Raw genomic sequence first — 11,492 nt, 5'->3', positions numbered from 1 at the left:
CGCGCTGCCTTGTTTGCCATGGCGACTGTTGCCAGCCGGAACGGCTTGTCAGCGATGATCTTGGCAGTCCAGAGATCGACCTTCTCGGGTGAGCGTTTCGCCATGACCGCGCGCGATGTCATGCTCACGACCAAAAGTTTGCGAATGTAACGATCGCCTTGCTTTGTGATCTTGCCCAGCTTCTCCTTGCCGCCGCTCGACTTGTTGAGCGGGGTGAGGCCCAGCCATGCGGCCAGATCTCTTCCTGTCCGAAACTGATGCGCGTCACCGATTGTGGCGACAATTGCTGACGCTGTGATCGGCCCGATGCCAGGCATGCGCATCAATCGGCGTGCATCTGCACTCAGCAATGCATGTTGCTCGATCATCTTCGAATAGCCGTCGATGCGTTCATTCAGGCCGATGAACTGATAGCACTGTATGCCAAGCATGCCGTTCGCGATTTCAGGCATGTCGGGATGCTCGCCGCTCAGATGGCGCTTCGCAAAAGCCGTCACCGCTTCGATCCCGATGGGCAATATTTGCCCAAACTCGCGCAATAGGCTGCGGATCATGTTGGCCAACTGTGTGCGCTGTCGGACGGCCAGGTCGCGCGTTCTGTGAATGGATAATATGGCCTGCTGGTCTTCCGTCTTGAAATCTACGAAACGCATTGTCGGACGGCGGACCGCCTCGCAAATCGCTTCTGCGTCGACAGCATCGTTTTTTCCGCGCTTAACATATGGTTGACATATCCGGCAGGCATGAGCTTCACATCATGCCCGAGCTTGCGCAGCTGACGACCCCAATGATGGGATGAACCGCAGGCTTCCATGCCAACCGTGCACGGTGGCAGTGTCTCAAAAAACGCCAGCAGCTTCGCGCGTTTGATCGCCTTGTTGAAGATGACGCGGCCGCTCTCCGAAATGCCGTGTACTTGAAAAGCATCCTTGGCCAGATCGAGGCCGACGGTCTTTACTGTCATTGGGTGGCTCCTTTCCTAGCAGTCTTTGACAACTGCACTTTGGCACATTCGATGCCGGTGGAGCAGGAGCCACCCACCTCATCCGGTTTGGGCCGTCCTCATCGGAGCCAGCCAGCCGGGCGATCAGATGCTGCGTTTGCTCCGAGGTCGGCAGTGAGCCCAGAGCGGCAGATGCTGCACCAGCCAGGAATGGCAGCAGTGCGCAAATGTTGACTCTACAACGCTGAACGAACGGCGCACACTGGACTTTGATCACACTCTCACTCACTGAGGTGCAGAATTCTCCAAACCGGTCGATTACCGAATTCGCAGTTGGTAAAAAAGTTTACGTTTTGACTGTCATCTCCGGTACTAGTCACTCGGTCAAAAGAGCCGAAAGCTCATCCGCCCCTTTTTGCAGTATTCCCAGAAACGACATCAGACTGTTGACGTCATGACGTTGTGTCGGCGCGTGAACCGAAAGCGTGCCTACCAATCGGCCTTGCCCATCCTGAACGGGTACAGCTAGGGCAGTCATTCCGGTCATGAATTCCTCGTCATCGGTGGAATAACTATTCTCAGTGATACGTTGGATCTCCGCTCGCAGCGACTTGGGATCAGTCAGTGAGCGCTCCGTCTGAGGTTGTAGATTTCCCGCTGAAAGAAAACCGCCCAGCGTTTTTTGCCGAAGTGTGGACAGGTACATCTTGCCGCTGGCCGTACAATGGAAGGGTACCTGAGTACCAACCGGAAGTTGAATCCGCAGTGGCCACTTCGTTTCCACCCGGTCCAGATAGATCATCCCCTCTCGGTCTGGAATGGCGAGATTGCAGGTTTCACCAACCTGCTCGGCGACGCTGCGCAAGATCGCCAGACGCGCCGTACGCAGGTGCTCGGAAGACATCGTATTGACCGAAAGCAATCGCAGCCGGTGTCCAGGGCCGTATGAACGCCCATCCAGATCGCGCTGCAGGAAGCCCTCGGCTTCTGCGGTTTGCAACAGGCGGTGGATGGTTGGCTTGGCCAGGCCCAGTGACTCGATCAGGTCTGACGGTTTGACGGCGACCCCGCGTCGCGCAACCTCCTCAAGGATGAGAAGAAGGCGCAAGTTGGTCGGTATCTGTGTCTCTTTATCTTGTGTTTCCGTTGCGGCCATTCCTTAACAGTCTAGTTATTTGGCAGCAGGATCAAGGCCAGATCGGGCACAAGTGACACCAAAATCCACACCGACAGCAATGCGACCAGATAAGGTACTGTGTACCGCAGCAGCCGGAAATAGGGCACTCCGGTCACGCCAGTGGCCACATACAGGTTTAAGCCATATGGCGGAGTGATGAACCCGATAGACGCCCCCACGAGGAAGATCACTGAGAAATGGATCGGATCAATTCCAACTGACGCCGCAATCGGGGCAAGGATCGGGGCCAGAATGATCGTCACAGGCAGGCTTTCCAGCACCATGCCCGAGAAGAAGACGATCACCATCGAGGTGAACAGAACCGCATGGTACCCACCCATTGAGGTTACGAAATCCCCAATGGTCTGCTGTGCGCCAAGCAAGGACAGGATCTGCTGCATCACCACCGAAATCGCGATCAGCGGTGCAAGAATTCCGGTGATCTGGGCCGAACGGATCACGATCGATGGGATCTCGGGGATAGTAAACCCTTCGACTACGAACATCTCGGCATAGCTCTTCTCGGTCGGCGAAATATCATTCCGCGCGCCCATGATCCGGTTGATCGGATAGCTGACCAATCCTGCGATCACACAGAATCCAACCGTCACGCCCGCTGCTTCGGTCGGAGAGAATTTGCCCGTATAGATGCCCCAAAGCACCAGTCCAATTGCGAAGAACCCAAGCCATGCACCAAAGGCGGTTTTCAACACTCGGTTCAGCTGTAACGGGATCAGATGCCCCCAACCGTTTATGCGGCAAATGATCCAGCACGCGAATTGCATGCCAAAGACCATCAGTGCCCCCGGAAGGATGCCTGCAACGAACAGTTCGGAAATCGGCAGGTTCATAAGAAATCCGTAGACGATAAAGATAATCGACGGAGGAATGATGATGCCCACCGTACCACCCGCCGCCGCTGTGGCCGCGCTGAAACGTTCGTCATAGCCGCCTTTCACCATCTCGGGATGCAGCATTGAGCCAATGGTTGCTGTCGTCGCCGAGTTGGATCCTGAGATTGCTGCGAACAACCCACAGGCGCCAAGCGAGGCCATCGCCAGCCCGCCGCGTATCCAGCCCAGACAGGCATAGGCGAAATCGCTGAGACGCCGCGCAATACCCGATTTGTTGATCAGGTCTCCGGTCAGGATGAACAGTGGCATCGCCAACAGGGCAAAACCCTTGTTGAACACGTTCAGCAATTCGGCACCCATGTTGTCCAGCGTCAGGCCAAGGACAAATGAACAGCCTATGACCCAATAACCGATGACCAACAGGACCGGCACGCCCAACATGAACAGAAAAGTGACCCCAAGCGAGATCAGTGTGACCATGGTTCCATCTGTCATCAGTCTGCTCCGATCACGGCCTGCTTGATCAGCGGCTCACCTGTTTTCCAGTTGTGCAGATCGTCGGCGAGGTTTTGAAACACCCGACCGACCATCAGAAAGAACGACAGTGGTGCGGCCAGAAGGAACCACCACTGCATGATATTGTCAGTCCCCAGAACGATCTGAAAGTTCGATGCCGAAAGGGCGACTAGCCGGGACGTGGTCACGATGACGATCACTGCGAATATGAACCACAGCAAGGCGTCAAGGATCAGGCAGGCCAATTGACCACTGCGCGGCATGGCAGAGCGGAATTCGCTAAAGCTCAGATGTGTACGTAGGCGGACGTTATACGAGGCCCCGAACCACGCCATCACCATGAACAGCAGCGGCGGAATAGTGGTCGACCAGGGCTCTTGATCGTTGAACACGAACCGGTCGATCACGCCCCAAAAGATGATCAAGGCAATGGCAAGGTAGGAATACACCATTACCGATCGTTCCAGATGCCGTTCAATGAAGGGCACGGCCCGATAGATCAGCATGATCACGAACCCGCCCAGAGCCGAGACAATCGCGCCCAACACCCAGGTCGCGTCGGATTCCAGTGCGGATTGAATCTCGAACGAATCCTGGCTGAGAAAGGCGCTGAAAATTGCGCCTATGTCTGCCCAAAACGACATGTACCCCGTCCTCCCAGTCGGTAATTGGATGAACCGGCCCGCCTGGGGCCGGTTCGTGTAAGTTTATCAGGCTTCGCCCTTCCACCAACGGCGCGGCTCGACATTTTCCGGTAGTGTATCGGCTGGAATCTCACGCGCGATGTCATAGATTTCCTGATAGGTATCGATGCCACCTGCCCATTTGTTCAGGCGTTCACGCCATTGCGCCCAGGGCTCGGGGTTGTAGTTTGGGGCGCACATTTCCTCGGCCAGTTTGATCTGATCATCCGCCAGAAATGCCGGGCGCACGCCGTTTTCGGCAAAGATCGTGTCAGGCAGTTGCGGGTCCGAGAAGCCCACGGTGTTCAACAGCGCCGCCTCATTCGCGCCCTGAATCAGCGCCTGCGTAAAGTACGAAGATTCCATCACAGCATCCTGTAACTCGCCGCTCAGCCCATCAAACACCTTTGCTGACATTGAGGTATGTTCGGTTCCGCAGAAGAATTTCAGGTTCACTGACTGCGAGACCACCGGCGCCATGTTGGCATAGGCAACGGCCGAGGCCCATGTTTCGGCCCCGTCGATCAGACCAGTCTTGAGCGCGTCCAGAGTCTCTTCCCATGCCACCGGCACCGGGTTCAGGTTCAATAACTGCATCGCAATCCGGCCCAACTGCGTGCCGGTCACGCGGTTTTTGGTGCCAAACAGTTCTTCCAGTTTGGTGACGGTCGGTTTGTCTGAAAAGGTCGATCCCATTTGCAGACCGCGCAATTCGCAATGAGTGAACAGGAACTTCAGCCCATGCCGTTTCTCCAGCGGATCACGCAGGATGCGCTGGCTCGCCGGGCTGTAGAAGAAATGATACTGTGCCGCGCGACTGGGGAACATATACGCGTAATCCAGCACGTTCAGATAGGGCGCACCGCCGGCAGAGTTCTGGGTCGATGCCGCATAGATGTCGACGATACCCTGCTGTGTCTTCTCAACACAGCTCAACTGTCCGCAGATCTGATTGTCACCGATGAATTCAATCCGAATCTCGCCATCCGTTCGCTCTTCCAGATCCCGTGCGAACTCGATTGCGCCTGCGCGTTCAATCAGCAGGTTGCGGGTGTTGAAGCCCGACGCGCCGAATTTCAGCGTGTGCTTCGGTTCTTTCGAAAAGCGTTTCTCGTAAGTTGATTCGGCAGCCTGTGCCAGATTCGCCAGGCTCATTGCGCCACCGAACCCGCCTGCTGCCAATAAGGTCGAGCTCATGCCGTAACGGCCCGCAACTCGGAAGAAATTCCGACGCGAAATACCACTTAGTTTCCGACCAATCTCCATTGCTTACCTCCCTGATCACAATTATTGAGACGTTTTGTATCAAAAAAGGCTAGTATAATTCGATCAACTTGCATAGAGTTTTTTTCAGCAACTTTCGGAGGAGGCAGTCATGGAGGTGGATTATGCGGTTGTTGGCGCGGGGTCTTCGGGCTGTGTCATTGCCAATCGGCTAAGCGCTGATCCCAATACGACGGTTGCGCTGCTTGAGGCTGGTGGCCGCGATACGAACCCGTGGATTCACATCCCTGTTGGCTATTTCAAAACAATGCACAATCCATCGGTCGACTGGTGTTATCGGACCGAACCCGATCCCGGCCTGAACGGTCGATCCATCGATTGGCCACGCGGTAAGGTGCTGGGTGGGTCATCCTCTTTGAATGGGTTGCTATATGTGCGCGGCCAGAAAGAGGATTACGACCGTTGGCGTCAGATGGGCAACGAAGGTTGGGGCTGGGAGGACGTGTTGCCACTGTTCAAACGCTGCGAGGATCAAGAGCGCGGCGAGGATGAATTCCACGGTGTCGGTGGACCTTTGTCTGTGTCCAACATGCGCATCCAACGTCCCATCTGCGACGCATGGGTCGCTGCAGCGCAGGCCGCAGGTTATCCGTTCAATCCAGACTACAACGGGGCCGAACAAGAGGGCGTCGGGTACTTTCAGTTGACCACCCGCAATGGTCGACGCTGCAGCGCAGCCGTGGCGTATCTAAAACCTATCCGGGGTCGTCAGAACCTCAACATCATTACCAATGCCTTGGTAGCGCGGGTGGTTTTAGAAGGGAAAAAGGCAACCGGACTGGTTTATCGGGATCGTTCGGGTGCTGAACAAACTCTAAAAGTCCGGCGCGAGATCATTCTGTCCGGTGGGGCGATCAATTCCCCCCAAATTCTGATGTTGTCGGGAATCGGAGACCCAGATCATCTAAAGGAAAACGGTATCGAACCGCTGCACGCCCTGCCGGGTGTCGGCAAGGGTTTGCAGGATCACTTACAGGCGCGGCTTGTGTTTAAATGTAACGAGCCGACTTTGAATGACGAAGTCCGCAGCCTGTTCAATCAGGCGCGAATTGCCCTGAAATACGCGCTGTTCCGCGCAGGCCCGATGACCATGGCCGCCAGCCTTGCCACCGGTTTCATGAAAACCCGCCCCGAGGTTGAAACCCCCGACATTCAGTTTCACGTCCAACCCTGGTCCGCTGACAGTCCTGGCGAGGGAGTGCATCCGTTTTCAGCGTTCACGATGTCGGTGTGCCAACTGCGCCCGGAAAGCCGCGGAGAATTGCGGTTGAACGGTCCCGATCCGTCTAAACACGTCAAAATCGTCCCTAACTACCTGTCCACGGAAACAGATTGCAAAACGATCGTCGATGGCGTGAATATCGCACGTGGGATTGCCAAACTGGCCCCTCTGGCTTCAAAAATTTCCGAGGAATTTCGACCGACGGCAGAGCTGAGTTGCGACGATTACGAAGGCACGCTAGATTGGGCCAGATCCAACACCGCATCAATCTATCACCCAACCGGAACTTGCGCGATGGGAAGCAATGGCATGTCCGTTGTCGACGCAAAACTAAATGTGCATGGAATAAAGAACCTAAGGGTAGCTGATTGCTCCATTATGCCGGATATCGTCAGTGGCAACACTAATGCGCCAGCAATTATGATAGGCGAAAAGGCAAGCGACTTGATAAGTGCAGATGCCTGACAGTCCCTCCGTCTTGTCCGCATGCCATGCAAAATGCCCAAAACACTCGCAACCGATGGATCAGTGCGCCATTCGCGCAAGCTCAAGCTGTTTGGTCGGTGGAGTCTGGTCGCAACTTGCGCTTTGCCTAACTCATGACTCATGAGTCATGACTGACAGTGATCTGGGAGCGACCATTGGTCAATGATCTGTGGAGCATCTAGCGCAGGGACTTAACACCACACCAACCTCGCGAAGCATGCATAAGCGGACGCGGACGCTTTCCTAAAGTTCAACTCTTAACGTCCGCTTTCCTATTTTTAGGCGTACAAGTACTGCACTTGCTGAGATAGACATACACAGCCCTGGGTCGCGAACTTGAATGTTCCCTAATTGTCTGGGTGCGGACACTGCGTCGGTGAACGCTATTGGCTGCTAAGTCCCGCAGAACGTGAGTTCGAATCGACGGAAACTTCGCAGTTGCAGCGAACGTCCGGAATGCGGGCTGCGGCTGCAGCATCGGAGCTGGACAGTCAAGGGCAGCTCTGGGGCCGTCCCTAACGGCCGCAAGTCTGGTCGTGGCCAACGCGATGGTGCACTAACGTATGGCGACCTTGAGCCCAATGTTCACATTCGCAACCGCCATATCTTCGCGAAATTCTACGGCTTTCAAACCTTAAGAGTTGTTGGAACGAATAAATTTTCATTCGAATCTGGCAGCCAAGAACCGGGTCAGAAGCCGTCGTGGTCGAACGTGGTTACTTCCAGACTGGCGCCTCTTCCGATTGGCCGGTATGAACAGAGAAAGAATTCCGAAACGGAAATTGTTTTTGCCTATTGATCCGAATCGGAAACATCGGTAGCTGTCCTGGCAAAGGGAGGCAGCTTTGTCACAACGTATAGATGAGTTAGATCGCGAAATTATTAAGTATTTGTCACAAGATGGACGCGCTTCCGCATCGGAAATCGCTGGCCGAATCGGCAAAGTATCTGAGCGAACCATCCGCAATCGCATCTCCGCGCTTCTGCAATCCAAGCAAATAGTGATCGGCGCGATCCCTGACCCGATCATTGCCGAACCGGGTATACAGGCGGATGCGCTAATCGATGTAGAGCCCGGCAAAATCGACGCCGTGGCCGCTCATCTCGGTGAATTTGACCAAGTAGGGTATCTTGCGGCCACGACCGGGGAATACGCATTGAATGCCTCGATTTTTGCCGGGTCTAACGCAGAGCTTTTGGATTTCATCGAACGGCACGTGGCCAAGGCCGACGGAGTTCGGCGGGTAAATACCAGTTTGGTGATGCGGCTCTATAAGGTCTTCAACACCCGAACGACGGCGCTCAGCCGGGATGCGCGTGCGTCACAGGTGCCGAATTGAGCCGCGCCATTCGCATAGGTGTGGACGTTGGCGGAACAAATACCGACGCGGCGGCCCTTGACGGGGGCACAGTTCTGGCGACCACCAAGCAATCGACCACTGCGGATGTGACCAATGGGATTGTTGCATCCGTGCGGCAAGTCATGGCCGACGGCGGCGTCACGGCGGTTGACGTAGAGGCGGTGATGATCGGGACGACCCACTTTCTGAATGCGGTTGTCGAGCGCCGGCACCTGCAAAAAGTGGGCGTTTTACGGCTTTGTGGCCGCGCCACCCGGTCTTTGCCGCCGATGATCGACTGGCCCAAGGATTTGCGCGCGGCTGCCGAGGGCGGCGTCGCTATGGTTGACGGCGGCTATGAATTCGATGGTCGCCCTATAGCCGAGCTGAACGCCGATGAAATCCGCGAAACCTGCAAAGGGTGGGCAGATCAGGGATTGAGCGCTGTGGCAGTCAGCTCAGTCTTCGCCCCCGTGAAAGACGAGATGGAAGTTCGCGCTGCCGAGATCGTGCGCGAGGTCATGCCGGATGCCGACATCAGCCTCGGCCATCGAATCGGGCATACAGGGCTATTGCCACGCGAAAACGCGACGATCCTGAATGCCGCCATGATGGCGCTTGGCCGGAGGACAGTTGATGCCTTCAAACAGGCGTTCCGCGATCTTGGGCTGACCTGCCCGTTATACCTGACCCAGAATGACGGCACGCTTATGGCCGCCGACTACGCGCGGCGGTTTCCGATCTTTACCATCGCGTCGGGGCCGACGAACTCCATGCGCGGGGCTTCGTTCCTTACGGGGTTGAGCGACGCTGCAGTTATCGACATCGGCGGAACCACCACCGACATTGGCATGTTGGTAGGCGGTTTTCCACGCTCGCGCGGCAAAGGTGCGGAAATCGCTGGCGTCAAGACTAATTTTCGGGTGCCGGATGTGTTTTCGTTCGGTCTTGGCGGCGGCAGCATCGTTCGCCGGGGCGGCGCGAATTTCACCATAGGACCGGATTCGGTTGGTTATCGCCTGACTCAAAAGACCCGTATTTTTGGCGGCGATGAGCTGACCTCGACAGATATCGCTGTCGCGGCTGGCCGTGCGCCCTTGGGAAAACCTGAACTGGTCGCCGATCTGGACAAGGATTTCGTCGACCAAGCGCTGGCGCGGATGAAAACGGACATCGAAACGGCCGTGGACCGGATGAAACCGGGCCCGGAGCCAATTCCGGCCATTCTTGTGGGTGGCGGTTCGATCCTTGTTGAAGGCGGGCTTGAGGGGTGCAGCGAAGTGGTGCGCCCGGATCATTTCGGATCGGCCAACGCTATTGGCGCGGCCATCGCGCAGGTGTCTGGCGAAGTTGATGCCGTGATTTCGATGGAGGGCCGCAGCCGCGATGAAGCGCTGGCCGAGGCCATCAAGACTGCCACCGACCGCGCCGTCGAGGCCGGGGCGGACCCGCAAAGCATTGATGTCGCCGATATCACCGAAACCCCACTGGCCTATTTGCCCGGTAACGCGGTGCGGATCGCCGCGAAAGTCGTGGGGAGCCTGTCGGTATGATGACCTGGGAAATCACAGCCGAAGATATTGACCGGATCGCCATCGGCGCCGGGGTCCTTGGTACCGGCGGCGGCGGCAGCCCCTATCTCGCCCAACTCAAGGCCAAGGCGCATCTGGAAGGCGGGCTGACAATCGCGGTTATCCGCCCGGAAGATCTGGCCGACGATGCAGTGGTTCTGCCGCTTGGCGGAATCGGGGCTCCAACGGTCAGCATCGAAAAAATCGACGAAGGCTATGAAGGCATGCGCCTGATCGAAGCAATCGAAAACGTGACCGGAAAGCGGGTGGATGCGCTAATCGCTGATGAGATCGGAGGCGGCAATGGTATTGCGCCGATGATACCGGCGGCGCAGCTTGGCTTACCGGTTGTTGACGCTGACGGCATGGGGCGTGCATTTCCGGAAACTCAAATGACCTCCTTTTTCGTCGGAGGTCAGGATGCAGGTCCGGCGGCGCTGACGGATGCGCAAGGCAACGTTCTTGTCGTGACTGAAGCCCGGTCGCCCGAAATGCTGGAGCGGCTGATGCGCCCGGCGACGATTGCCATGGGCTGTTCAGCGCTGATGTCCACCGCGCCGATGTCTGGCGCATTTGTGCGGGAACATGGGATTTCGCATTCGATCAGCCTGGCCTGCCGCCTGGGTCAGGCCGTTTTGGATGCGCGTGCGGCGAAGTCCGATCCCGTAAAGGCGATTTGCGATGAGGGCCATGGCACCTGTCTCTTGCGCGGAAAGGTCATCGATATCGAGCGCGCGATCTCAGGCGGTTTCAATCGCGGCAGACTTCTGGTCTCGGGACTTGGTGACGACGCAGGCCGCGAGATTGAAATTGACGTCCAGAACGAATTCATTGTCGCGCGCGAGGCGGGGCGCGAAATTGCCATGGTCCCCGATCTGATCAGCGTCCTAGACAGCGAAACCGGCGCACCGATTTCCACCGAAGAGCTGAAATACGGGCTGCGGGTCGCCGTTTTGTGCCTGCCCGCGCCGCGCCTGCTGCGCAGCGAAGCCGCCCTTAAGGTCATGGGACCGCGCGGTTTTGGCTATGACTTTGATTTTAAACCGTTTAACCAGCCACACGATCCGGTCCCGGTCGACAGATATGCAGAAAAACCGGTCAACCCCGGCACCGACAATCCAAGGGAGAAAACCAGATATGGAACGTCGTAATTTCCTGAAAACCACTGTTCTGGCCGCTATGGCCAGCGCCGGTTTCCTTGCGCAAGCCGGGATGGCAAGTGCGCAGGGCAGTGCCGACATTTTGACCATTGCCTCGCCCGCAGACTTCCCGGACCTTGATCCGGCAACTTCGTTCTCGAATGATGGTGCAGTGCTGGCCAATGCATATGAGACACTGACGAAATACATCCCGGATATGGAAGGCGGGACCGGAATAGTTGAACCCGTACTGGCCGAAAGTTGAACTTCGTCCAAT

9 protein-coding genes and 1 pseudogene are annotated in these 11,492 nt (G+C 56.6%); 5 read left to right on the top strand and 5 right to left on the bottom strand.

What is annotated here, in order from left to right:
* The 5 genes and pseudogenes from ACR0ID_RS18290 to ACR0ID_RS18270 form a co-directional block, all read right to left on the bottom strand.
* Positions 1-964, bottom strand: a pseudogene (locus ACR0ID_RS18290) (IS110 family RNA-guided transposase); the annotation flags it as partial.
* A gap of 355 nt (positions 965-1,319) precedes the next feature.
* Positions 1,320-2,099, bottom strand: coding sequence for an IclR family transcriptional regulator (locus ACR0ID_RS18285; RefSeq protein WP_480487430.1), 780 nt, complete (start codon positions 2,097-2,099; stop codon positions 1,320-1,322).
* A gap of 11 nt (positions 2,100-2,110) precedes the next feature.
* A complete protein-coding gene (locus ACR0ID_RS18280) occupies positions 2,111-3,469 on the bottom strand; it encodes a TRAP transporter large permease (protein WP_480607677.1) in 1,359 nt (452 codons plus the stop codon).
* Positions 3,469-4,134, bottom strand: a complete 666-nt coding sequence (locus ACR0ID_RS18275; RefSeq protein WP_480487433.1) for a TRAP transporter small permease — start codon at positions 4,132-4,134, stop codon at positions 3,469-3,471. The genes ACR0ID_RS18280 and ACR0ID_RS18275 overlap by 1 nt, the downstream gene beginning before the upstream one ends.
* Before the next feature lie 66 nt (positions 4,135-4,200).
* Positions 4,201-5,439, bottom strand: coding sequence for a TRAP transporter substrate-binding protein (locus ACR0ID_RS18270; RefSeq protein WP_480483847.1), 1,239 nt, complete (start codon positions 5,437-5,439; stop codon positions 4,201-4,203).
* 109 nt (positions 5,440-5,548) lie between these two features.
* Between ACR0ID_RS18270 and ACR0ID_RS18265 the strand changes: the two genes are divergently transcribed.
* The 5 genes from ACR0ID_RS18265 (at position 5,549) to ACR0ID_RS18245 (ending at position 11,480) form a co-directional block, all read left to right on the top strand.
* A complete protein-coding gene (locus ACR0ID_RS18265) occupies positions 5,549-7,144 on the top strand; it encodes a GMC family oxidoreductase (RefSeq protein ID WP_480483846.1) in 1,596 nt (531 codons plus the stop codon).
* Positions 7,145-8,010: 866 nt separating this feature from the next.
* A complete protein-coding gene (locus tag ACR0ID_RS18260) occupies positions 8,011-8,505 on the top strand; it encodes an Lrp/AsnC family transcriptional regulator (protein ID WP_480607674.1) in 495 nt (164 codons plus the stop codon).
* Positions 8,502-10,058, top strand: a complete 1,557-nt coding sequence (locus tag ACR0ID_RS18255; protein ID WP_480607671.1) for a hydantoinase/oxoprolinase N-terminal domain-containing protein — start codon at positions 8,502-8,504, stop codon at positions 10,056-10,058. Before ACR0ID_RS18260 ends, ACR0ID_RS18255 begins: the two co-directional genes overlap by 4 nt.
* Entirely contained in the window at positions 10,055-11,227 is a 1,173-nt protein-coding gene (locus ACR0ID_RS18250; protein ID WP_480607668.1) for a DUF917 domain-containing protein, read from the top strand. The genes ACR0ID_RS18255 and ACR0ID_RS18250 overlap by 4 nt, the downstream gene beginning before the upstream one ends.
* A complete protein-coding gene (locus ACR0ID_RS18245) occupies positions 11,214-11,480 on the top strand; it encodes a hypothetical protein (protein WP_480607665.1) in 267 nt (88 codons plus the stop codon). Before ACR0ID_RS18250 ends, ACR0ID_RS18245 begins: the two co-directional genes overlap by 14 nt.
* The last annotated feature ends 12 nt before the right edge of the window (positions 11,481-11,492 follow it).

Source organism: Ruegeria sp. AL2 (genome assembly GCF_056540845.1).
This window is presented reverse-complemented; position numbering and strand designations above follow the sequence as displayed.

Excerpts from the sequence above, each read along its gene's own strand:
- ACR0ID_RS18285 (WP_480487430.1), bottom strand. The coding sequence starts at position 2,099 with ATGGCCGCAACGGAAACACAAGATAAAGAGACACAGATACCGACCAAC.
- ACR0ID_RS18280 (WP_480607677.1), bottom strand. The coding sequence starts at position 3,469 with ATGACAGATGGAACCATGGTCACACTGATCTCGCTTGGGGTCACTTTT.
- ACR0ID_RS18275 (WP_480487433.1), bottom strand. The coding sequence starts at position 4,134 with ATGTCGTTTTGGGCAGACATAGGCGCAATTTTCAGCGCCTTTCTCAGC.
- ACR0ID_RS18270 (WP_480483847.1), bottom strand. The coding sequence starts at position 5,439 with ATGGAGATTGGTCGGAAACTAAGTGGTATTTCGCGTCGGAATTTCTTC.
- ACR0ID_RS18265 (WP_480483846.1), top strand. The coding sequence starts at position 5,549 with ATGGAGGTGGATTATGCGGTTGTTGGCGCGGGGTCTTCGGGCTGTGTC.
- ACR0ID_RS18250 (WP_480607668.1), top strand. The coding sequence starts at position 10,055 with ATGATGACCTGGGAAATCACAGCCGAAGATATTGACCGGATCGCCATC.
- ACR0ID_RS18245 (WP_480607665.1), top strand. The coding sequence starts at position 11,214 with ATGGAACGTCGTAATTTCCTGAAAACCACTGTTCTGGCCGCTATGGCC.